16 protein-coding genes are annotated in these 23,087 nt (G+C 54.5%); 6 read left to right on the top strand and 10 right to left on the bottom strand.

Features of this window, described 5'->3' with window-relative positions; genetic code table 11:
* The 3 genes from CIK95_RS06810 to CIK95_RS06820 all read right to left on the bottom strand — a co-directional run bounded on the left by CIK95_RS06810 (position 1) and on the right by CIK95_RS06820 (position 2,955).
* Positions 1-480, bottom strand: coding sequence for a hypothetical protein (locus CIK95_RS06810; protein ID WP_094466605.1), 480 nt, complete (start codon positions 478-480; stop codon positions 1-3).
* Between the two features lie 416 nt (positions 481-896).
* Positions 897-2,552: a fumarate hydratase gene (locus CIK95_RS06815; RefSeq protein WP_094466606.1), complete on the bottom strand. Its 1,656-nt coding sequence runs from the start codon at positions 2,550-2,552 to the stop codon at positions 897-899.
* 133 nt (positions 2,553-2,685) lie between these two features.
* Entirely contained in the window at positions 2,686-2,955 is a 270-nt protein-coding gene (locus CIK95_RS06820; RefSeq protein WP_094466607.1) for a hypothetical protein, read from the bottom strand.
* Between the two features lie 312 nt (positions 2,956-3,267).
* On the opposite strand from CIK95_RS06820, the gene CIK95_RS06825 reads away from it, so the two are divergent.
* Complete coding sequence (locus tag CIK95_RS06825) at positions 3,268-4,920, top strand: leucine-rich repeat domain-containing protein (RefSeq protein WP_158215108.1); 1,653 nt, start codon at positions 3,268-3,270, stop codon at positions 4,918-4,920.
* 112 nt (positions 4,921-5,032) lie between these two features.
* Here CIK95_RS06825 and CIK95_RS06830 read toward each other — a convergent pair whose 3' ends face one another.
* From CIK95_RS06830 to CIK95_RS06860, 7 genes are all read right to left on the bottom strand, one after another.
* Positions 5,033-5,728 (bottom strand): LrgB family protein, encoded by a 696-nt coding sequence (locus tag CIK95_RS06830; RefSeq protein WP_022309995.1) that lies wholly within the window; start codon positions 5,726-5,728, stop codon positions 5,033-5,035.
* Entirely contained in the window at positions 5,721-6,113 is a 393-nt protein-coding gene (locus tag CIK95_RS06835; RefSeq protein WP_094466609.1) for a CidA/LrgA family protein, read from the bottom strand. Before CIK95_RS06835 ends, CIK95_RS06830 begins: the two co-directional genes overlap by 8 nt.
* Positions 6,114-6,569: 456 nt before the next feature.
* Positions 6,570-8,090, bottom strand: coding sequence for a M1 family aminopeptidase (locus CIK95_RS06840; protein ID WP_094466610.1), 1,521 nt, complete (start codon positions 8,088-8,090; stop codon positions 6,570-6,572).
* Positions 8,091-8,164: 74 nt separating this feature from the next.
* On the bottom strand, positions 8,165-11,095 hold the full coding sequence (locus tag CIK95_RS06845) for a pitrilysin family protein (RefSeq protein ID WP_173849866.1): 2,931 nt from the start codon (positions 11,093-11,095) through the stop codon (positions 8,165-8,167).
* A gap of 95 nt (positions 11,096-11,190) precedes the next feature.
* Positions 11,191-13,038: a DUF4954 family protein gene (locus CIK95_RS06850; RefSeq protein WP_022309999.1), complete on the bottom strand. Its 1,848-nt coding sequence runs from the start codon at positions 13,036-13,038 to the stop codon at positions 11,191-11,193.
* Between the two features lie 24 nt (positions 13,039-13,062).
* The gene (gene hflX / locus CIK95_RS06855; RefSeq protein WP_094466611.1) at positions 13,063-14,310 is read right to left on the bottom strand and encodes a GTPase HflX; all 1,248 of its coding nucleotides are present in this window, start codon (positions 14,308-14,310) and stop codon (positions 13,063-13,065) included.
* Positions 14,311-14,474: 164 nt separating this feature from the next.
* Entirely contained in the window at positions 14,475-16,442 is a 1,968-nt protein-coding gene (locus tag CIK95_RS06860) for a sialate O-acetylesterase (protein ID WP_094466616.1), read from the bottom strand.
* Between the two features lie 112 nt (positions 16,443-16,554).
* Between CIK95_RS06860 and CIK95_RS13170 the strand changes: the two genes are divergently transcribed.
* From CIK95_RS13170 to CIK95_RS06885, 5 genes are all read left to right on the top strand, one after another.
* Positions 16,555-16,728 (top strand): hypothetical protein, encoded by a 174-nt coding sequence (locus tag CIK95_RS13170; protein WP_158215109.1) that lies wholly within the window; start codon positions 16,555-16,557, stop codon positions 16,726-16,728.
* A gap of 873 nt (positions 16,729-17,601) precedes the next feature.
* The gene (gene nagB / locus CIK95_RS06870) at positions 17,602-18,393 is read left to right on the top strand and encodes a glucosamine-6-phosphate deaminase (RefSeq protein ID WP_094385475.1); all 792 of its coding nucleotides are present in this window, start codon (positions 17,602-17,604) and stop codon (positions 18,391-18,393) included.
* A gap of 23 nt (positions 18,394-18,416) precedes the next feature.
* Positions 18,417-20,408 (top strand): glucosamine-6-phosphate deaminase, encoded by a 1,992-nt coding sequence (locus CIK95_RS06875; RefSeq protein WP_094385478.1) that lies wholly within the window; start codon positions 18,417-18,419, stop codon positions 20,406-20,408.
* Positions 20,409-20,920: 512 nt separating this feature from the next.
* Complete coding sequence (locus CIK95_RS13175; protein WP_158214739.1) at positions 20,921-21,061, top strand: hypothetical protein; 141 nt, start codon at positions 20,921-20,923, stop codon at positions 21,059-21,061.
* Positions 21,062-21,118: 57 nt separating this feature from the next.
* The gene (locus CIK95_RS06885) at positions 21,119-22,363 is read left to right on the top strand and encodes a hypothetical protein (RefSeq protein WP_144007767.1); all 1,245 of its coding nucleotides are present in this window, start codon (positions 21,119-21,121) and stop codon (positions 22,361-22,363) included.
* Positions 22,364-23,087 lie beyond the last annotated feature (724 nt).

Genomic DNA, 23,087 nt, shown 5'->3' on the forward strand with positions numbered 1-23,087 from the left:
TCATTTTATCAAATCTTGTTCTTTGTTTCTCTGAATAATTTTCTTTTGTGCTTTGTCGCTATATGTTCCCATTGCGACATTTAGGTACGGACAACATTTTATATATACTATATCAACAGTATCACCCACTTGTTCCTTTAGGCTATATTTTTCTCCTGTATAACATTTTCCATTATGACTAAATTCATAAGATCTTCCCACCAAACGATTTCTTCTTCTAATATACATATAATAGTCTCCTGCAATGGTGCCTTTTGCAGGCATGCCATAATAATAACAGAGTATCTTTGTCACATTATATGTGACTAAAGGATGCAGCATTAGTATAAACAACAATAAAAAAAGGGAAAATAAATCTTTCATTTTTTTCTTTCTTCTCTCCTTTTTTATTTTTTGCACCTTCTTTCTATGTTTTTCTATTTTTTTTTGCAAATTGTTTGCTCTTTTAATTTCTGTCTTCTGTTTTTTATGCTTTTTCATATCTGTCGCATTGATCGGAATATGTTGATAAAACGAATTATAACTATAGATTATAGTCAAAAAGAAATGGTTTGAGAATTAACCAAATGGAATTTGAGAGTTAGAAGTGACCTCTCTGCTTCCAGCAATGGCGAAAGCAGGGAGGCTCAGAGTGGTCATGAGCCCCAACAGCATTATGACAATCTGGCGGCGCATGGACTGGGGTTAAGATGTTTACATTGCAAATATAATAATGTACACACGTGCCAAGGAAATCGGGGGAAAAGTGATGGCTCGGGGCGAAAAAGTATGATACAGCCTACTTGAGGCCTGATGTGGTCAAGTATATGGCCATCTTAGTGTACGGATATATCCAAAAGAGGCAGACACCGTAGCTTGACGGTGCCTGCCTCTGATATCATTGACCAGCCCGAGGCTTAGTCTTTCTTGCAGTTGCAGGGAGTCCAGGGCTTGAGCTGCTTGAAGAAGTCATTGCCCTTGTCGTCGACGAGGATGAAAGCGGGGAAGTCTTCGACCACAATCTTCCAGATGGCCTCCATACCCAGTTCGGGATACTCTACACACTCGATGCTTTTGATGCTGCTCTGCGAGAGTACAGCAGCCACGCCACCGATGGTGCCGAGGTAGAAACCGCCATGCTTCTCGCACGCGTCGGTAACCATCTGGCTGCGGTTGCCCTTGGCTATCATCACCAGACTTGCTCCATGAGACTGGAATTCATCTACATAGGGGTCCATACGGTTGGCTGTGGTGGGGCCCATTGAGCCACAGGGATAGCCAGCGGGAGTCTTGGCGGGTCCGGCATAGAGTATGGGGTGATCCTTGAAGTACTGTGGCATCTCCTCGCCGACGTCGAGACGCGCCTTGAGCTTGGCGTGAGCGATGTCGCGGGCTACGATGATGGTACCCTTGAGGTTGACGCGGGTAGAGACGGGATACTTGGTGAGCTCGGCACGCACGGCGTCGATGCCCTTGTCCAGGTCTATCTCGATGCCCTTGGCGCCTTCTCCGGGGCGACGATACTCTTCGGGGATGAGGTCAGAGGGGTTGGTGTCCATCTTCTCGAGCCAGATACCGTCACGGTTGATCTTGGCCTTGATGTTGCGGTCTGCCGAGCAGCTTACGCCCATACCGATGGGGCAGCTTGCGCCGTGGCGGGGCAGACGTATCACGCGGATGTCGTGGGCCAGAGCCTTGCCGCCGAACTGTGCGCCGAGTCCAATCTTGTGGGCCTCGTCGAGGAGCTTCTGCTCGAGGTCGATGTCGCGGAAAGCGCGGCCGGTCTCGTCGCCTGTGGTAGGTAGCGTGTCATAATACTTGATGCTGGCGAGCTTGACGGTGAGCAGGTTCTTTTCTGCCGAGGTGCCGCCGATGACAAAGGCGATGTGGTAGGGAGGACATGCGGCTGTGCCCAGACTCTTCATCTTCTCTACGAGGAAGGGCAGGAGAGTGCCCTCGTTCTGTATGGTAGCCTTGGTCATGGGGTAGAAGTAGGTCTTATTGGCTGAGCCACCACCCTTGGCCACCATCACGAAGCGGTATTCCTCGCCCTCGACAGCCTCGATGTCTATCTGGGCAGGGAGGTTGCAGCGTGTGTTGACCTCGTCATACATGTTGAGCGGGGCGTTCTGTGAGTAGCGCAGATTGTCCTCGGTGAAGGTGTTGTAGACACCGCGGCTCAGCGCCTCTTCGTCCTCAAAGCCAGTCCATACCTGCTGACCCTTCTCGCCGTGGATGATGGCGGTGCCGGTATCCTGGCAGAAGGGCAGGATGCCCTTGACAGCAGTCTCGGCATTGCGCAGGAACTGCAGCGCTACATACTTGTCGTTCTCCGACGACTCGGGGTCGCGCAGGATGGCAGCCACCTGCTCGTTGTGCTCACGGCGGAGGGTGAACTCTACGTCGTGGAACGCCTGCTGAGCCAACAGCGTGAGCGCTTCCTTGCTTACTTTCAGTATTTCTTTGCCTTCAAATTCGCCGGTGCTTACACCCTCGGTGCTGAGCAGGCGATACTCCGTTGTGTCCGGGCCAAGCTGGAACATGGGAGCATACTTAAAATCTGGAGTTGCCATGTTGTTTTGTTTATAATGTGTTATTGTCGTTGTCGTTGTAATTCAGTGCCCCGCAGAGATGACCGTTGTCGCAGTGGGAGTCATACCTGTTGGGCATGACAAAGTTAGCAATAATTTCTGACACAATGCCACTTTACCGGATATTTCTTGCATAATCGTCGAAGAAATGCTCTGCCGCATTACCCCAAACGGTCATTAGGCCGTTAGGTGTGATGCGCTTAGCCTCAGGCGTTACTTGCAGCAGGACATAATATAGGATGATATAAACACAAAAAGCCATGGCGGCTGTTGTCGGCTTCGCCTTTTTGGTGACGGTGGCGACGCCAGTCGGAAAACGAATTTTCCTCCTTGTCATCACCACCATCCCCAACGCCATGCGCTGCATGGCGACAACAGTCGCCATGGTAAAAAAAAAGCGGCCGTTGGCCGTTCAAAAAGTCCGCCGTTGGCGGTAAAAAACAACTGCTTGTAGTGGCTCATCGAAGAGAGCAATGAAGAAGAGGTGTTATATAAAGAAATAAGCTAATCACTTTTTGTGTCTTCTTATGCGAGTATATAGAGAATATCGAAGCGCATGTTACTCATTTCTTGTTGGCAGAGTGGGCGCGTGATTATCGAAAAATGCACCAGAGGTGGGAAAAAAGTCAACATTTATTTGCAGGTGTCTCTGCTAATTAGTACTTTTGCCGTTATACAGAACTATACCTACAGTCATATGAATGCAAAACGACTATTACTCCTGACGGCTGTATGCCTGACCATCGGAGTCACAGAGGCGCCTGCCCAGGGTTTTCTCAACAAGCTGAAGAAGAAGGGAATGAAAATCATCAAAGATGCCGTTCCTAATCCCGTGAAAGACGTGACCGACGCGGCTTCAAATCCAGAACGCGTAGTAAACAGAGCCAAGAACCGTGTGACCGGCGGCCATGCCTCGCAGTGTGGCGACAGCCGACGCTCCCGAGCCCAGACGACCAGTCGTGCCGCCACTGGCCAGCGACGCGAGGTAAAACCTGCTCAAAAGCAAATCACCATCAAACTCTACCGAGGTCTGGGACCATCGACGTGGGAGGGACGCAAGACCCAGCATACCCCCAAGCCACCTATGCAGTGTCCCAAGCAGCCCGACTGGTTTAGTTCACTCCCTTTCCCATATGAAATGGACAACGCCACCCTCGCCGAAGAGTGTGCGATGATAAACAATTGGGTCCAGGATGGCAAACCATCGTGCGAGCCGGTGCTCGTGCGTCGTGAGCAGATTAACGATGAAATCTCCGCCCGTCATCATGCTCTCGACAAAGCAGTCGAATATCTGCTCAGCGACCACGAGAACGAAGACGGCTACTACGAAGCGGCTGAGCCGCTGGAGGACGATTTCTTCAAGCATGCCATGCAGTCAGACCTGGCGCCCTTGTACCCAGGGCTGAATGAAAAGACCGTAGAGTATTTCAAAAGCATAGACCGCAAGACCAAGGAGATTACGGTGCGTGTGTATGAGGGCAACTCGGCGTATGATAACAAGATGCATATCGGCGAGATGTGGTTCAATCTGCACTTCGGTGACCGCACAGCAACCCTCGAGAGGCTGGACAATGACGAGTCGGTAGGCAAAGACTATACCGTGCCTTCCACTGTGCGCTATGCAGGTTGCGTCTTCCGCGTGACGGAAATCGGCGCAAGCGCCTTCCAAGGCATGAAGATGCGGTCGGTGACACTCTCGCCGGGTCTGAAGGTCATTGGCACCCACGCGTTCTACGAAACCCGCATCTCAGAAATCAGCATACCGCCCACGGTGACCAAGATAGACTCCCACGCCTTCGGTGCAAATCCCGCACTCAAGCGCATCGTCCTGCCCAACAGCGTGAAGACCATAGGACGTGGCGTCTTCTCGGGTTGTACCGGGCTCACCGAAGCCGTATTGCCCAACCGCGTGGAAACAATGGAGAATACGGTGTTCTGGGGTTGCAAGTCGCTCACCAGCGTGACCCTGCCCCAAAACCTCACCGAGCTGGAGGAAGCTACCTTTAGAGACTGCACCTCGCTTACCCATGTCGACTTGCCCCAGTCGGTAGCTGTCATCAAGGAAAACGCATTCTGCAACACTGCCATGACCTCTGTGCCCTTGACCGAGAGCCTCAAGGAGATACGGAGTGGCGCTTTTGAGGACTGCAACAGACTCACTTCGGTCTCGCTGCCCAGCCGCGTGGCGTTAGACATGTGGGCGTTCAAGAACTGCAAGTCTCTGCGCAAGGCAGCCATCGGCGTGCAGTACAAGGACATACCCGACGATGTCTACATGATGTTCATTGGCTGTCCGTTTGCCCAGAAGCCACTGACCAAGATGCCCGCCTGCGTGACATTCAACGAGTAGAGCCCCTCTCTCTACACAGATATATCGGCCGTCATGGCCTTAACGACAAGAGCAGCCCATCGGGGCTGCTCTTATTGTTAGGTTCCTATAGACCGTATGCTGCTGGGCGCTCTCAGCTCATCAACTCGACGACGGAGGGGGTAAGCAGCGCGGTCAGTATGCCGTTGAGCGTGAGTCCGAGGCTGGCGTAGGCTCCCACAAACTCGTCGCGCTCCATCGCCACCGATGTGCCCACGGCATGCGATGCCGCTCCGAGCGACAGGCCCTTGGCCATGGGGTTGTGTATATGGCCCACCGCCATGAGCTTGAAGCCCACCACGCCGCCTATGAGTCCGGTTATCACGACGATGGCTGCCGTGAGCGATGGTATGCCGCCCAGTGTCTGCGTCACCTCCATCGCTATGGGCGTGGTCACCGACTTGCTGGCGAGCGACGCCACCACCTCGCGCGAGGCGCCGAGCATGCGCGCTGTCGCCACCACGCTGATGATGCCCACGATGCACCCCATCATCTGCGAAGCCAGTATCGGCAATATCTGCTTCTTGATCTGCGACAGCTGCAGATAGAGCGGCACTCCCAGAGCTACCACCGCAGGCTTCAGCCAGAACTCTATCATCTGTCCGCTTTTGTGGTAGGTGTCGTAGGGTATGTCGCAAGCTGTGAGAAACGCTATCATCAGCCCTATCGCTATCAGTATAGGGTTGAGCAGGATGGACCCCGTGCGGCGCTGCAGCATCTTGGCACCCTGGTAGATGCCGAAGGTGAGCGCCAGGAGGAAGTACTCGTTGGTCAGGATTTGGTCAATCATGCTTGCTCCTTTCTTCCATCTTGTCCTTGATTTTGTTCGTAATCTTCTTCTCGCCCTTTGCCACCACCTGGTGGGTGTGGCCCGTGACCAGCAGCACCAGGGCGGTGCTTACCAGTGTGGCGCCGACGATGGGCATCAGCTCTGCCCTAATCAGGTCGAAGTGCAGCATCAGCGCAACGCCTGGCGGCACGAAGAAGAAGCCCAGATTGGCTATCAGGAAGTCGGTAAGACCTCTTACCCATTCCAGTTTTATCACTTTTACCTTCAGCAGCAGCGTGAGCAGCAGCATACCTATGATGCTTGAAGGCAGTTTCACTCCGGTGAGCATCGTTATCAGCTCGCCCGCAGCCATACATCCGAAGAGGATGAAGCATTGTCTGACCATAATTTACACGATGAAGGGTTATCCTATTAACACTCTTATAATTGTAATCGGGTGCAAAGGTATATAAAATATCCGACATGGCGTGTACTCATGCCCCTAAACTTTAGGATAGCCCACATGCAGCCCCCTCGTTACGCCCCGCCATCGCCATCATGCCCTTGCGAGGCGTCGGGGCGTCTCAAGTGGTTGTGCAGCAGGCGTCTGCCGGCCTCCTGTTGACCTCTGTCGGTTCGTATCTTATGTTACGTGACCTCGTGCCTTACGATACGTGTCCTCGTAACATAAGTCACGGGCCCACGTATCGTATGACACGAGCCGCCAATGTGGCTCCGTGGCTCAGCCAGTGGGCCCGGCAGAGCGCCGCCAACGACAGAGAGCAGCCTGTGGGGGCTGCTCTCGTGGTCTTGTAGGGTCGGTATGCTGGCGGGCGTCATCGGTCTTGCGCTATGGATGGTGCTATTGGTTCAGCCGGCGCTCTATCCACAGGCAGTCATCATGGCTCAGCCGTCGGCTTGTCTCTGCCTCGAATTCGCGCTGGCTGCCTATGCGCTTGGCAGCAAGATGGTGCATGAGGTCGAAGAAAGCCTTGTCGCCAATGCGCTGTTGCAGGTCGTAGAGCAGCACGGCACCCTTGTGGTAAAACGTGTAAAAGGCACCATTGGCCTGGCGGTTCAGGCCCCGTATTGGGCAGGCTGTGCGTGCCCACTCGCGGTAAGCCTCTATATAGTCATCGTAGACGGCAGACCCCAAGTGCTGCTTTATGGCGCACAGCGAACTGTACTGGGCAAAGCTCTCGTTGAGCCAGTCTTCCCACTGGTCGGTGGGTGCCGATGACCACCAGAAGTGCCCAATCTCATGGGCAAGCAGCTGGTACAGCCATTCGTTGTAGCGCTGACAGCAGCAGACGATGAAATTGCGTCGGCTGTAGGCACCGCCGCCCCCTGCAGGAAAGAGGAATATACGCAGCTGGCGCCCGTTGGGCTCAAGGCGGTACAGACGGGCATAGTAGTCCATTATCTCGGCACTGCGAACAGCCACCGAGTCGGCATCGGCGTCGGGGAAGCCCAGCGATACCACCTCAATCTTACGGTTGTTGTGGCTGACGGTCTTCTGCTTGAGGTCGGGCGAGGCGATGATGGTGTAGTCGAAGCCCTCCCAGGGCTGCGCCATATGCCAGGAGTCGGCCTTGCGGCTGATGATGCCCGAGCCGGTAAGTTCGAAGCCAGGGGTGATGTGGATATCTATGTTGGCGGTCGACGTCTCGTGGTCGATGTCTATCGGATACCACCCCATGTAGTAGGTGAGCATGACCAGACTGCTGTCGCAGGCGGCAAAGCCATCTTCGGGTATGCTGTCGAGCCGGCAGGTATAGGCAGTGGTGATGCGCGCCGCTCCCCGCGCTGTCCCGGCGTCTATGCGCAGCCGTCCCGATGGGCTTATCCAGGGTGCCTCGATGTCTTTGGCAAACTCGTAGCGGGTGGCTCGTCCATTGACAGCCACTCGTGACAGCTGGGTATATCGCCACAGATAGAGGTCGGCATGGCTGTTGCCACGGAAGTCGATGTCAATGTCGGCCCGCACATCGATGCGCTTGGCGGCAACGTCTATGGTCAGGTCTATGTCGTAGCTGTTTACGATGGGGGTGTTGTTGAGCTTGGTGGCAGTGTCGGTCTGGCATGGCCGCGGCGACTCTGACGCTGCTTCTATCCTTGCCTTGCGCAATCGGTCTTTGACCTGGCTCCATCGGCTGTCGCTGTGGTAGGGCCTTAACCGAGGCTCGAGCAGCAGCTCGGGCAAGAGGTCAGCATCTCGGGCTCCGTAGAGAGTGGCCATACGGTCGAGACTGTAGAAGAGGCTGTCTTTGCAGCCTTGTCGGGCGAAGTTCATGGCATGCCCATACAGGGTGCTTTCGCTCTGGCATGCTGCGGCGATGGTCTGCAGCAAGGCGATGATGATGGCAATGGTTCTGGTTTTCATGTCGGGTGTTGAAAAGAAAACCTCGGCAGCACCACAGGGCGCTGCCGAGGTCGTTATAGGGTAACGTGTGGATATTAATAACCGAATATCTGCTCGGTGGTCACGCGGTGGATGGGGCCAATCTTCTCGAGGGCTTTCATGTCGAGGCTCTTCTCGTCGCCCAGGATGATGTAGCGGTAGGGCTTCTTGGCCATGGTGCGCTGCTCAAAGTCGACCACGTCCTTGAGGGTCACGCCGGGCAGCGCCTGGTAGATCTTCTCGTTGAGGTCGTAATCGATACCCTTGAAGCGGGCTTCGAGATAGGCGTTGATGACACCAAACTTGGTGACTCTGTTGCTTGCCAACTGCTTGGTGAGAGCCTGCTTGGACAGGTTGAACGCCTTGTCGCTCTGCGGGATGGTGTCGAGTATCTCGTTGAAGGTGCGTATGCAGTCCATCATCTTGTCGTTCTGCGAGATGATATAGGTAATTCCGTACTCTGGATGCCCGGGCTTTGGCGAGTTGTTGTAGAACGCGCTGGCGCTGTATGCCAGTCCGCGTGCCTCGCGCAGCTCCTGGAAGACTACGGTGTTCATGCCTCCGCCGAAGTACTCGTTGAAGAGGGAGCTCACCGCTGCTTCGTCGGGGTTCCACGACTTGTTCTCATTGTGATACATTACGAGATAGATGTTCTTGGCGTCGTAGGGCGCAATCCACACCTCGTTCTGTGGAGTGGTCTGCTCCATGTAGTCGCGGTTCTTGAGCGGCTCAGCCATCTTCTTGGGAGTGGCGTGCTGCTTGTCGATGATGGCTGTAAGGTCCTTGACGCTGCGTGGGCCATAGTAGAGTATCTCGTGCTTGTATCCGGGCAGAGCCTTGATGAGGTCGATCAGGGTCTGTGGGTCGGTGGCGCGCATCTGGTCAATGCTCATCCGGTTGAGCTGGCTGTTGTACTCGCCATACTGAGCCAGGGCGCGCAGGGCGCTGAAGTTGGCGCGCTGGTTCTTCTTGCTGTCTTCGTGGTCTTTGACATAGAGACCTACCACGTCGTCATAGGCCTGCTTGTCGGCCTTGGCGTTGTGCATCATGTCCTCGGCTATGGCGAGCGCCTTGGGCAGGTTCTCGTCCAGGCCGCTGATGATGAGGCTCAGGTTGTATGTACCCACGCTGAAGCGGGTCTGGCATCCCAGCTGGTACAGCTCCTTGTTGATGTCGGCCAGCGTCTTGCTCTTGGTACCGATGTAGCTGAGGTAGTCTGTGGCAATGGGGTAGCGGTTGTCGGCCGATGAGCCAAACTCCCAGCGCATTACCATGGTGCTGAGTCCGTTCTCGGTGTTGTGCTTGTAGATGATGGGCAGTCCCTTCTTGGTCTTGGCGAAGGTGAGGTCGCGCTTGAAGTCTACAAACTGGGGCTGGATGGGCTCCACTTTAGCGTTCTTGATGTCGGTGAGGAACTGGCTCTGATACTCTCGGTTGCTGGGGATGGCGGTGATGGCTGGCTTGTCTATCTTCTTCTGCGTAGAGTCTACACCCTGACGCTTGTAGACGGTCACTACGCTCTCGGGCGAGAAGTAGCGGTTGGCAAAAGCCACAATCTGGTCTTTGGTAATGCGCGACACGCGGTCGAGGCTGGTCACCACATCTTCCCACTTCTGGTCGTTGATGAAGGCGTTTACAAACATGTCGGCGCGCGAGTCGTTGCTCTCCAGGGCGCGATACTGCTGCACCTTGTAGTTGTTGATGACCGAAGCGAGCAGATTGTCGTCAAACTCTCCCTTCTTCAGTCGCTCCACCTGGTTGAGCAGCAGGGCTCGGGTGTCTTCGAGCTTCTGTCCCTTTACGGGGATGGCGATGAGGTTGAAGCTGCCGTAGTCGTGCAGACCCTGGTAGCCGGCATAGGCACCCATGATCTTCATGGGCTGTACCAGGTTGAGGTCTATCAGACCCGCCTTGCCATTGTAGAGCAGTCGGCCCATGAGCTCGAGCGTGTCGGCAGCGGCACTGTTGGCCTGGGGCATACGCCATGCCATAGCCACCATCTCGGCCTCCTGGCCAATGACGCTACTGTCGCGTGGGGCGGTGATGGGCTTCTCTGGCGCGTACTCTGGACGGCTGAGGTTGGTGTTGGGCTTCCAGTCGCCGAAGTACTGGTCGATGGTGGCGATGACCTTGTCGGGGTCCATGTCGCCCGCCATGCAGATAGCCACATTGTTGGGAGCGTAGTAGCGGCTGAAGTAGTTCTTGATGTTGACTATCGAGGGGTTCTTCAGGTGCTCCTGTGTGCCGATGGTGGTCTGCGTGCCGTAGGGATGGGTGGGGTAGAGCAGCTTGTTGAGTGCTCCCCACATCTTGCGGTTGTCCTGCGCGAGTCCTATGTTGAACTCCTCGTAGACAGCCTCGAGCTCGGTGTGGAAACCGCGTATCACCATGTGCTTGAAGCGGTCGCTCTGGATTTTGGCCCAGTTGACCACCTCGTTGGAGGGAATGTCCTCGACATAGCAGGTCACGTCGTTGCTGGTGTAGGCATTGGTGCCCTCGGCTCCGATAGACGACATGAGCTTGTCGTACTCGTTGGGGATGTTGTAGCGGGCTGCCAACTGCGATACCGAGTCTATCTCGTGATAGGCCTTGCGTCGCTGCTCGGGGTCGGTCATCTTGCGGTAGCTCTCGTAGCGCTGCTCTATCTCGTCGAGGTAGGGCTTCTCCTTGGCGTAGTCGGTGGTGCCAAACTGATAGGTTCCCTTAAACATAAGGTGCTCCAGATAGTGAGCCAGACCGGTGGTCTCGGCTGGGTCGTTGCGCGAGCCGGTGCGCACGGCGATGTAGGTCTGGATGCGTGGCTTCTCCTTGTTTACACTCAGATACACTTTCAGACCATTGTCAAGCGTGTAGATGCGACTCTGCATGGGGTCGCCCTTAACGGTCTGGTACTTGTAGTCCTTGGCGATGGCTTGCAGTGCCGAGCCCAGCAGGACCAAACCTAAAGCCAGGCCGCGGCCCAGCATACTCATAAAGGTTCTGTTCATATTGATATTTGATGATAATATTGTTACCTATTATTATAATAGACGCATGAACGGCTGGAATTGTGACGATTTTAACATACTTTTTGACAGTGGCGTCAGTTCTCGTAGTCTATCTCGTGGTCGAGCAGATTGATGAAGTCGTCGAAGACCTCGCGCTCCACGTCGCCCATATTGAACTCCTTCTCGGCGTCCTTGCGTATCTCGCTTATCCACATACGGCGCGCCTCTACATAGTCGGTATGTATGCGGTCTATGTCGGCTTGGGTGATGTGGTCTATGTGGTAATAATCGAGTATAAGTCTGTAAGTCCACGCCCACTGATAGTCGCGGTAACGGCCGTCGATGGCCACAAACTCGTCGATGATGCTCTGCACGTCGTCGAGGGTGCCGTCCTTAATCTGCTCGATAAGCCGCTGTTCCTCGCTCTCGGGCAGCAAGAGTCCGGAGAGGTCGCTCCAGGCACCTTCACCTATGGTCGATGCGGGCGGCTCTACGGCTCCGTAGCGCTTGAGCACACGCTTGACCACGGCACCCATATAGATGCGCAGCGCCATGTCGTAGTGGCTGATGCCCATGCGTAGCGAGGCGGCGTTGATGACATACATGTGGTAGTTGTAGGTCGACACGTTGTCGCCCGATGCCTCGCGCAGCCGCTCCAGGATGGCTTTGCCCTGTATGACCTCGTTGACGGAGAAGGGCGAGAGCCAGTCGAAGTTGACGATGCTGCGGTGCTTGCTCAGCGGACGTATGTCGCGCTTGGGCCACTTGCGTATGTCGCGATACAGACCTACCGTGGTGAGGTTGCGTCCGGGCGAGAGATACATCGTGTCGCCATAGGCAATGAGGTAGGAGAACGGTATGCAACGCGTATCGGGATGATACATCAGTTTGCCGAAGCACACGGAGAACGTGCCTATCTTGGCGGGCATCAGGATATAGGCTCCGCTGGCTGTCTTGGCACCTCGCTCGAGTATGCCGTAATGCATGGGGCCCATCTTGTAGGCATGGTTGGAGAAGTTGGTGGCAGAACCAGCGTTATAGAAAGAGAACTGTCCGCCGATGAGCAACGAACTCTTGTGGTGTGAGGCGGTAAAGGGTCCGCAGAAGGCGGCGCAGGCTTCACCGTTGCTCATATATGAATTGGCGAAGAAGATGCTCTGCGAGGCGGTAAATCCGTTGCTTATCTTGCAGGCTTCGCCCACAAAGCAGTCTTGCATCTTGACCGAGTTGATGACCGACGAGCCGTCGGAGATGATGGAGTTTTCACAGATGACACCTGTGCCGATATAGACGGGCTGTCCTACGCTCTGCAGGGTGCAGTCGCTGAGTCGCGAGGCACCGCTTATCTCGCAGTCGGGCCCTATCACCGAGTTGATGATTTCCTTGGTGTTGACGATCTTGACTCTCTCGCCGATGGTGCCGCGGTCGGGCATGGTGCAGTTGATTTCCTCGCGTATGAGCCGATAGATGGTGTCGCGCAGGTGATGGTCGCTGTGGTGCTTGACCATGAAGGCGGCAAACTGGCTGTTCAGGAGTCCGAACATCATGATGTTGCCTTCGCCCACCTCGTTGAGCACCGACACCACGTTGCCCTGGCCGAAGGTGGCGCCCTCGATGGTCTCCATCACACAGACGTTGGAGATGTAGCAGTTGGCTCCGATGGTGTAGTTGTTGATGTAGTTGCCTATGTTCTCTATCAGACAGTTGTCGCCGATAGTCACATTGCGCAGGGTGGCATTGCGTATGCCCGAGTGCTTGCTGAAGCCGGGGCTCACCTCAATGGTACGCTCGAAGACGCCAAGGCTGACGTCGCCGTAGAACATCACGTTGTGCAGATAGTCGGGCGTGAAATCTTCGCTCACGCTCACGGCAGTCCAGTCTTCAGCCTGGCAGCCGTTGAGTTCCAGGATATTAATCTCCTGTTCGCTTAATAGTCGCTGCATAGTTCATGGATAAAAAAGTTATACTTATTCTTCAGATGGATATAAAAAGTCGTTGTAGGGATATTTCTGAACATGGAGCTCGCGGATTTTGCGATAAAGCACATCGCGGAAGTGGTCTATGTTCTCTCGCTCACGGGCAGAGATGAAGATACAGTTGTCGCTCATTTTGGCCATCCACGTACGGCGCAGCTCGTCGAGCGTAATGTTTTCGCGGGTCATCGGGGTGAGGTCGTCTGCCTCTTTCTCGACCCAGTGGTATTTGTCTATCTTGTTGAAGACAAGCACCATGGGCTTGTCGGCGGAGTCGAGGTCCTTGAGGGTCTGGTTGACCACCTCTATCTGCTCCTCGAAGTCGGGGTGGGAGATGTCTACCACGTGGACCAGCAGGTCGGCTTCGCGCACCTCGTCGAGGGTCGACTTGAAGGAGTCTACCAGGTCGGTGGGCAGCTTGCGGATAAATCCTACGGTATCGGCGAGCAGGAAGGGGAGATTGTCTATCACCACCTTGCGCACCGTAGTGTCGAGGGTGGCAAAGAGCTTGTTCTCGGCAAACACCTCGCTCTTGGCCAGGAGGTTCATGATGGTCGACTTGCCCACGTTGGTATAGCCCACGAGCGCCACGCGCACCATGCGGCCGCGGTTCTTGCGCTGTGTAGTCTTCTGCTTGTCTATTTCCAGCAGTCTCTGCTTGAGCAGCGTGATGCGCTGCAGGATGATACGGCGGTCCATCTCGAGCTGGGTCTCACCAGGGCCGCGCAGTCCCACGCTTCCCTTGCCACCGCCCGAACCAGAGCCACCACCCTGACGCTCAAGGTGAGTCCAGAGGCGCTGCAGACGAGGCAGCATGTAACGATACTGCGCCAGTTCGACCTGAGTCTTGGCGTTGGCGGTCTGTGCGCGCATGGCAAAGATATCGAGGATGAGGCTCGTGCGGTCCAGGATCTTCACCTTGAGCTCATTCTCGATGTTGCGCATCTGCTTGGCAGACAGCTCGTCGTCGAAGATAACCATACCGATTTCCCGGTCGTTGTCTTCTTCGTCTTCTATATACTGCTTGATTTCTTCCAGTTTACCCTTGCCCACGTAGGTCACCGTATTGGGGCCGTTCACTTTCTGGGTAAACCGCTTTACGGTCACCGCTCCAGCCGTATCGGCCAGAAACTCCAATTCGTCTAAGTATTCTGTCGTCTTCTCTTCGTCCTGGTCTTTGGTGATGAGTCCCACCAGTATAGCAGTCTCTGCTTTTACCTCTGAAATTACAAATTCTTTCATCTATAATATATAATATGTGGACAAAGGTAGTGAAAACCGAAAACAATACAAAGAGAATTGTCCCTTTTTTTACCATCGGGACCTATTCTGCCAGTGATAAAGACGGTATAACCCTTGCCGCGGATGAAAGATATGTGCGGCAAGGGTTATACGGTCGTGGTAGTTTATGGCTTGGCGGGCTCTGCCTTGACCTTGGCAGGCTCCACCTTGATTTGGAATGGGGTGGTGGGCAGCCCGGCTGAGTTGTAGAGGTTGGCGTCGTCGGGGTTGTCGCCCCAGGCATATCTTACCATCATCGGCACGACGCCCTTGGGGGTGGTTAGCCTTACCTGGTTGGGCGCCACCACTTCGCCCTTGGCCCAGCGGTAGACGCCATCGGCACCTGCCACGGCGAAACCGCAAGCATAGCCGTAGCGGTCGTGACAGACGAGCGTCTCGGCTTCGTTGCGGAGGGTGAGCAGTATGTTGCCGTCGGCAGTACGCTCGGCTCTTACGGGCTGGGGACTGTCGCAATAGACATCGTGCATGCCATACTCATGGTTGAGAGCCATGAGCGACAGACGGTTGGCCACTGTCTGCTTGTCCTTGGGATGCACGTCGTCGGCCTCGCCCACATCGATGATTACCGCCTGACCCGTATGAGGCAGGCTGAGCGTGGCGTTCTGCGCATCGCGCAACGTGGCCCAGCTGCTCTCCGCCGGAGTGTCGACTGGCTTCATGAAATTGGCCAGCTGAACCCAATAGAACGGCATCTCGGGCCGCTTCCACTGCTCTCTCCAGTCGCTTATCATGGCAGGGAAGAGGCGGTAGTACTCCTGGGCACGGTTGGCATTGTTCTCGCCCTGATACCAGATGACGCCCTTGATGCCATAACGGCAGATGGGGGCAACCATAGCGTTGTAGAGACGCGAGGGATACTTGTTGGGATTGTCGGGCACGAAGCCTTCGAGGTCTTTGACGGCAGAGATGCGGTATTTCCACGGATGCTTGAGGATGGGTATGCGCTGGCTGCCCACGCGGATGAAGTAGAGATAGCGCGGGCCGTAGCAACCGCCGCCACCGTGGTCGTCGATGATTTTCACGGTCAGCTCGTTCTTGCCTGCCTTGAGCACGCCGGCAGGTATGGTGTAGGTGCGCTTGACGGTAAATCCCTTGGTTTCGCCTATGCGCTGGCCGTTGACCCAGGTCACGTCGTCATCGTCTATCATGCCCATGTAGAGGGTGGCCTCCTTGCCGGTCAACTCTTCGGGCACATCAAACTGGGTGGTGGTCCATACCACGCCGTCCATCTTGGCGAGCGTGTCGATGGTCCACAGTCCCGGTACTTCAAGTCTCTGCCAGTCGCTCTTGTCAAAGTCGGTGCGATACCAGCCATCGCGCTCGCCACACTCTTCCCTTACGGCCTTGTCAAACTTGGCTTTGAGCACCTGCCAACGCTTGGCCTGGGCGTCGAGGTCGGCGGTGCGCATCTCTTCTACCAGCGGGTTGTATTTGGGGAACGACTCTATCGCCTTGGGACTCATCCAGGTCTCAATGTCGGTGCCTCCCCACGAGGTGTTGATGATGCCCACGGCGCAGTTGAGCCGCTTGGCGAGTTCGCGGGCAAAGAGGTAGCCCACGGCGGTGAAGTCGCCCACCGTCTCGGGGGTAGATACCGTCCAGCTGCCCACGACATCGACTTGGGGAGTCTTTGCCATCGTGCGTTCCACCGTGAACACTCTGATGCCGCTGTTGTGGGCAGAGAGCGCAGCCTCCTCGGCGTTGTCGGCGCTGCACAGTCGGAACTCCATGTTGGACTGGCCGCTCGCCACCCATACCTCGCCCACAAGGATGTCGCTTACGGTCAGGCTCTCCTTCCCTGTGGTCACGGTCATGGTGTAGGGCCCGCCATAGTTCATCGCCGGCAGCACGGCGCGCCATGTGCCGTCTTTCGCCGTGCGCACGGTGGTGCGGTGGTTGTCTATCGTCACCGTCACCTTCTGACCCTTGTCGGCCCAGCCCCATACGTTTACTGCCTCGCCGGCCTGTATCACCATGTGGTCGGTTATCACTGCCGGCAACTTCAGCTTTGCCGTTACGCCCGTGACAAGCATCAGGCATAACATTACTAATATTGTCCTTCTTTGTTTCATGATAATTGTATTGTTTAAGTCAACTGTATTGCGATCTTCTGCAAAGATAGCCATATAATCTGACATACAGCCCGTTTTTGTCAATTATTGCGGGGTTGAGATACAAAAAGCCATGGCGGCTGTTGTCGGCTTCGCCTTTTTGGTGACGGTGGTGACGCCATGCGGAAAACGAGTTTTCCTCCTTGTCGTCGCCACCATCCCCAACGCCATGCATTGCATGGCGACAACAGCTGCCACGGTAAAAAAGCGGCCTTTGGCCGTTCAAAAAGTCCGCCGTTGGCGGTAAAAAAACAACTGATTGTAAGCCCCTCCCTAACCCTCCCCAAGGGGCGGGAATTCATTCTCGCTGTGCTTTAGGGGGTTATGATTGCGCTCCGTTCCTTGAAAAAGATTGGAATATGAACATCATTTGGGCTTTTTTCCTTCCCCGTGGGGAAGGTTAGGATGGGGCTTATGGTGGATGGTACGCACCCTTGGCAACTCTGTAGGAGTTGCGATTACATAGCCCAGGGTTGAGGAGCGCAGCGCCTCAACCCTGGGTAAGAAACCCACCCTACTTAGCTACTCTGAAAGAGTTGCGATTAGCCGAAGGCGTTACCACTGCAGGAATAGCAGCTTGTGTTATTCAGTTTATATACCGCTACGGATAGGAAATAAGGTTATCATTTTTTTGTACCGGCGCAGCCGGACTTTTTTTACCGCCAAAGGCGGCTTTTTGTATTTGCGGCTTTTCAGCCTGCCGTCGGGCAGGCGCGGATGGGGGTGGCGGGGAATAGCCGAGAGCTCGCTCTCGAGATATTACACGACACACACAGACGCAAAGGGCAAAGCCCTGAAAAGCCACAAATCTTTTTGTCGCTCCTTATTGCTACATATCCATAGCGTATGAAGGCGATACCTGCCGCAGGACATAATAAAAACCATAAGGTGATGATACGAACACAAAAAGCAAATTGTGCTCTTCTCCCAGCTCTCCGTATAACCGGACTTCCGCCCGTGCCGCCCGCGGTCTGCTCTATGGTCGTGGTAATGCTCATGGTGGCAGGGTTAACCAACAAAAAACGCCGCGGGGATGTTTTTTATCCGTTTTTTGTCCTTTTTATTATTAATAATGTGTAACTTTGTAATTCAAATAGAATATAACTTAAACATCAGAGCAATGAGATTAATTATCGAATCCGACTATGCGCAGCTGTCTCAGTGGGCTGCCAATCATGTCGTTGAACGTATCAACGCCGCTGCCCCTACAGCGGAGAAACCTTTTGTGTTGGGATTGCCTACGGGTTCTTCGCCCGAGGGTATGTATCGCTGCCTCGTAGAAGCCTACAAGGCTGGCAAAGTCAGCTTCAAGCACGTCATCACATTCAATATGGATGAGTATGTAGGACTGCCCGAGAGCCATCCCGAGAGTTACCACTCGTTCATGCGTCGCAACCTCTTCGACCACATCGACTGCCCCGCCGAGAATATCCACATTCTCAATGGCAACGCCGAAGACCTCGACGCCGAGTGTGCCCACTACGAGCAGATGATAGAGGAAGCAGGCGGTATCGACCTGTTCCTTGGCGGTATCGGACCTGACGGCCACATCGCTTTCAATGAGCCTTTCTCTTCACTCTCATCACGCACACGCATCAAGACACTTACTACAGATACCATCATCGCCAACAGCCGATTCTTCGACAATGATGTCAACAAGGTGCCCAAGCACGCCCTCACCGTAGGCGTAGGCACTGTGCTGTCAGCCCGCGAGGTGATGATTCTCGTCAATGGCCACCACAAGTCGCGCGCCCTCCAGGCAGCTGTCGAAGGTCCCGTGACCCAGGCCTGGACCATCAGCGCCCTGCAGCAGCATCCCCATGCTATCATCGTAGCCGATGAGGCAGCCACCGAGGAGCTCAAGGTGGGTACTTACAAGTACTTCAAGGATATCGAGAAAGATAATTTATAAGAACTTCTATAACTGATAAGACAATGAGACTTAACTTAAGTTCGCAGATTGTATTCAACACAGTTCCCGAAGAGTTTTATAACCCCAAGACGGCCGTAGAGCGCTCCGAGATTACACGCGACGAACACATCCTCACCGACATCTATCCCACGGTGGATGAAGGTGCGCAGAAGATAGCCGATGCCATCGTGGCCGAAATCAAGGCCAAGGAACTGCTCGGCAAGTATTGTGTCTTAGGTGTGGGTACAGGCCAGTCGCTGACCCCCGTATTCAACGAGTTGATAGACCGCTACGAGAAGAAGCTCGTCAGCTTCAAGAACGTGGTTATCTTCAACGCCTATGAGTTTTTCCCCCTCGCTGCCGACAGCCAGCACAGCACCATCAGCCAGCTCCGCCAGCGTCTGCTGAGCCACATCGACATTCCCGAGCAGAATGTCTATACCCTTGACGGTACCATCGCCCAGGAAGACGTGCAGAGCCAGTGCCGCCTCTATGAACAGCGCATCCAGACCTTTGGCGGTATCGACGTGATGCTGCTCGGCGTAGGCCGTATGGGTAACATCGCTACCAACGAGCCCGGCTCTACCCTCACTTCTCAGGCCCGCCTCATCCTCATCGACGCCATCAGCCGCGAGGAGATGACGCTGAGCTTCGGCTCTCAGGAGCCTGTGCCTCCATGCTCTGTCACTCTGGGTATCGCCGACATCCTGGCTGCCCGCAAGGTGTTTATCACCGCATGGGGAGAGGAGAAGGCAGAGATTGTGCGCAGCATGGTCGAAGGCAAGATTAGTGACTCCATTCCCGCATCGTTCCTCCAGACCCACAACGATGCCCATGTGGTCATCGACCTTCCCGCCGCTGGCAAGCTCACCCGCATCATCCATCCCTGGTTGGTAGCCAGCTGCAAGTGGACCGACAAGCTCACCCGCGCAGCCCTCGTATGGCTCTGCCAGATTACCGGCAAGCCCATCCTCAAGCTCACCAACAAGGACTACAATGAGAACGGACTCTCCGAGCTGCTCGCCCTCTATGGTTCGGCTTACAATGCCAATATCAAGATATTCAATGACCTGCAGCACACCATCACCGGATGGCCCGGAGGCAAGCCCGACGCCGACGATACCTATCGTCCCGAGCGCGCCAAGCCATTCCCCAAGCGCGTTATTGTCTTCTCGCCCCATCCCGACGACGACGTCATCTCTATGGGTGGCACCATCCAGCGCCTCGTCAAGCAGGGCCACGACCTGCATGTAGCCTATGAGACCAGTGGCAACATTGCCGTGGGCGACGAGGAGGTGACACGCTTCATGCACTTCGTTAATGGTTACAACCAGCTCTTCATGGACAGCAAGGACGAGGTCATCACCAAGATGTACAAGGACATCAAGAAGACACTCAAGAACAAGAAGGAGGGCGATGTAGATACTCCCGAGGTACGTACCATCAAGGGTCTTATCCGCCGTGGTGAAGCCCGTACAGCATGTACTTACAACAATATACCTCTCGACCACGTTCACTTCCTTGACCTTCCGTTCTATGAGAGTGGCAAGATAGAGAAGCTCCCCATGACCGAGAAGGATGTTGAGATTGTACGCGAACTGCTCCGCAAGGTTCAGCCCCACGAGATATTCGTTGCCGGCGACCTGGCAGACCCCCACGGTACCCACCGCAAGTGTACCGACGCCGTCTTTGCAGCTATCGATGAGGAGAAGAACGCCGGTGCCGAGTGGCTCAAGGACTGCCGCATCTGGATGTACCGTGGTGCGTGGGCTGAATGGGAAATCGAGAACATCGAGATGTGCGTGCCCATGAGCCCCGAGGAACTCCGCGCCAAGCGCAACTCCATCCTCAAGCACTCTTCACAGATGGAGAGCGCTCCCTTCCTGGGCAACGACGAGCGCCTGTTCTGGCAGCGTGCCGAAGACCGCAACCGCGCCACTGCAGCTCTCTACGACTCGCTCGGACTGGCATGCTACGAGGCTATGGAGGCATTCGTAGAGTACAAGCCACTCTAACCGCAAGCACATTAACTTAACATAGAGGCAGCCTTTCTGTCATGGGCCACAGGCTCGGGCAGCAGAGGCTGCTTTTTTGTGCCCTCTCGGCAGCGCCATCACCGCCGATGGCGAAGCCCGTGGTCGCTGCTCTCGCCGTCAGCACAGCTTCTGTCGGGGTAAGGGTCTATGGGTGCACGGCGATGCCAATGGCGCCTTATGGCATGATAGTTAACGTGTTTATGATGTTAAAAAATGAAAAACCGGCCATTATTCCAGCCTTTATCACTACCTTTGCAAATCTGATTTTCCAATCCATCTGAATCAAACCTACCGGCTGGATGGCTGTAGAGCTCCTCTGCAAGGCTTCGACCATAGTCGTATGGCGCATGGGCATGCCGCAGGAACCTCACTTTCCACCACTATTACCTATATCTATGTCGCAGTTTGCCATGTCCTCGATGGGGGAGATGGAGAGACCACTGCCGCTATACATGAATATATATATAACAACTAAATAGAATTTCAACAAGATGAACAAGCAACATTACATTAAGCCGGCGACCACTGTCTTCGCCGTACAGCCCCTCGCTATCCTCGCAGGAAGTGGCACTGGAAACATCACAGTACAAGGTGACGTCACAAGCGGTGATGAAGAAGATGTGTGGGAATAAGTAGACCCATGCTCCATAGGCAACAATACAACAGACAAGAACTAAGAATTAAGGAAAATGAAGAAGACATTATTGTTTTTGATAGCTGCTACAGCGATGATGATGACCGGTTGCAGCAACGACGATTTCGGCGGTGCCACCCAGGGCATGACCCTCAACGCCACTGTAGAACAGCCCGCTTCGCGAGCCACCATGGATGAAGGCGAGAAAGGCACCTATAAGTTCAGTTTTGCCGTCAACGACATGCTCAATGTGACCAACTCTCAGGTCGAATCTTATTATACATTTACCAAGCAGGGTGAGACTTTCACCTCTACCAATGCACAGACCACTACTGCGGCTGCCGACTGGTACGCCTATTTCCCTGGCAACACTGTCAATCTTGCAGGACAGACAGGTGATTTGACTGGCGTAGCCAACTATTATGCCTGTGCCGGCAAGACCGCGTCTGCCACCACCGGCGCCGATGGTCTCACCATCGCCCTCAAGCCCCAGGTAGCCATCCTGCGCATTGTCAAGGTGGATGGCAACAGCACCACTTGCGACATCAATGTTAAAACTGGAGAGAAGTGGGTGTCTGGACTCACAGCTAAGAGTAATGAAGCCGGATTTGATGTAGTGACCAGCGAAAGCAAGGTAACACTGCTCACCGCGAGCGAGCCTGGCACCTATTACATCGCAGTACCCGCAGGAGTGAAGATTGCCATCTACAATGGCGGAACCCTGGTCAGGGCCACCCAGGATAAAGGTCTCACAGCCGGCAAGTACTACACCCTGACCACCGGCCCAGTGAGAGGATCGGCTGATGCCGAAGGTATATCAAAACCGGTAGAATGGGTACAGCTGTGGGCAGGCGGTCCTAAGTTTGCTACGCAGAATGTGGCTGGAACAATGTCGTGGACTGATGCCGTTAAAAATAAATTCTGGGGGGACAATTGGAGAGTGCCCACCAAGGATGAGATGGGCTTGTCTGCTAATAATACCGTTAATACTGAAAAGGTAAGTGCCGTATATCGTCGTAATGAGAATGGTGTATGGGGCTTCGAGTTCACTGGTATCACACCGGGGTATACTAATGTTAGTCTGTTCTTGCCTGCTAATCCTGGTGCTTTGGAATCCTATGGAGCGGCTACTTATTGGACTGCACCTCCAGTAGGATCAAATAATGCAGGATATCAATTATCATTGATATGTGATGGTAATCATGTGGTTAAATGTTATTATGCAGCGCTTGGACATAATGGTGATTATTATGTCCGCCCTGTCCTTGTCGAAAATGACAACCCGAATACAGCGCAATAGTCGCTGAATAGGAAAAATAGAATAACAGCCCGAGACTGGTGCAGTAGCGCCGTGTCTCGGGCTGTCTCGTTTGTTGATGCATTGTGCCCTGGTACAGTCATCGCGAGCAGCTAAAGCCCCACCCCAGCCCTCCACAAGGGGAGGGAGTTCTATTCGGCTGTGTATTAACTAATTATAAAAACTCCCGCCCTTTGGGGAGGGTCGAGGAGGGGCTCGTTATGCAGCGCCTCTACCCTGGGTATATATATAATTAGGTGTAGCTACTCTGTAAGAGTTGCGATTAGCCGAAGGCGTTATACCCAATCTGATACTATCCACCTATCCATTCCTGCCCATCATCCTGCTACGAGTAACGCCTACGGCTAATCGCAACACTTACAGCGTTGCCAGGTTAGTGGGGCTGCTACCCAGGGTAGCGGACTTCGCCCGCAACCCTGGGCTGGGAAAGCGCAACTCCTACAGAGTTGCCAGGGGGCGTACCATGTTCCGATGTGTATGGTCAATATATATTTGGGCGTTTACTGGTGTTAGCCCATTGTGGATGTGACGCATCCAATGATGTTTGATTGTTTGGCCATTGGTGATGGTATGTTACCGTGGGTATTAAATGATTAGTCCATGGTGGATGGTGCGCACCCAATGGTATAATGATGTTAGCCCATCGTGGATGGTACACAGCCTCGGCAACTCTGTAGGAGTTGCGATTTCATAGCCCAGGGTTGAG

It is taken from the genome of Prevotella sp. P5-108 (assembly GCF_002251385.1).
In the GTDB taxonomy this organism is placed as follows: Bacteria; Bacteroidota; Bacteroidia; order Bacteroidales; family Bacteroidaceae; genus Prevotella.

What these genes read in the sequence shown, in the direction of transcription:
- CIK95_RS06810 (WP_094466605.1), bottom strand. Translation starts at nt 480, where the DNA reads ATGAAAAAGCATAAAAAACAGAAGACAGAAATTAAAAGAGCAAACAAT.
- CIK95_RS06815 (WP_094466606.1), bottom strand. Translation starts at nt 2,552, where the DNA reads ATGGCAACTCCAGATTTTAAGTATGCTCCCATGTTCCAGCTTGGCCCG.
- CIK95_RS06820 (WP_094466607.1), bottom strand. Translation starts at nt 2,955, where the DNA reads ATGGCGACTGTTGTCGCCATGCAGCGCATGGCGTTGGGGATGGTGGTG.
- CIK95_RS06825 (WP_158215108.1), top strand. Translation starts at nt 3,268, where the DNA reads ATGAATGCAAAACGACTATTACTCCTGACGGCTGTATGCCTGACCATC.
- CIK95_RS06830 (WP_022309995.1), bottom strand. Translation starts at nt 5,728, where the DNA reads ATGATTGACCAAATCCTGACCAACGAGTACTTCCTCCTGGCGCTCACC.
- CIK95_RS06835 (WP_094466609.1), bottom strand. Translation starts at nt 6,113, where the DNA reads ATGGTCAGACAATGCTTCATCCTCTTCGGATGTATGGCTGCGGGCGAG.
- CIK95_RS06840 (WP_094466610.1), bottom strand. Translation starts at nt 8,090, where the DNA reads ATGAAAACCAGAACCATTGCCATCATCATCGCCTTGCTGCAGACCATC.
- CIK95_RS06845 (WP_173849866.1), bottom strand. Translation starts at nt 11,095, where the DNA reads ATGAACAGAACCTTTATGAGTATGCTGGGCCGCGGCCTGGCTTTAGGT.
- CIK95_RS06850 (WP_022309999.1), bottom strand. Translation starts at nt 13,038, where the DNA reads ATGCAGCGACTATTAAGCGAACAGGAGATTAATATCCTGGAACTCAAC.
- hflX (WP_094466611.1), bottom strand. Translation starts at nt 14,310, where the DNA reads ATGAAAGAATTTGTAATTTCAGAGGTAAAAGCAGAGACTGCTATACTG.
- CIK95_RS06860 (WP_094466616.1), bottom strand. Translation starts at nt 16,442, where the DNA reads ATGAAACAAAGAAGGACAATATTAGTAATGTTATGCCTGATGCTTGTC.
- CIK95_RS13170 (WP_158215109.1), top strand. Translation starts at nt 16,555, where the DNA reads ATGGCGGCTGTTGTCGGCTTCGCCTTTTTGGTGACGGTGGTGACGCCA.
- nagB (WP_094385475.1), top strand. Translation starts at nt 17,602, where the DNA reads ATGAGATTAATTATCGAATCCGACTATGCGCAGCTGTCTCAGTGGGCT.
- CIK95_RS06875 (WP_094385478.1), top strand. Translation starts at nt 18,417, where the DNA reads ATGAGACTTAACTTAAGTTCGCAGATTGTATTCAACACAGTTCCCGAA.
- CIK95_RS13175 (WP_158214739.1), top strand. Translation starts at nt 20,921, where the DNA reads ATGAACAAGCAACATTACATTAAGCCGGCGACCACTGTCTTCGCCGTA.
- CIK95_RS06885 (WP_144007767.1), top strand. Translation starts at nt 21,119, where the DNA reads ATGAAGAAGACATTATTGTTTTTGATAGCTGCTACAGCGATGATGATG.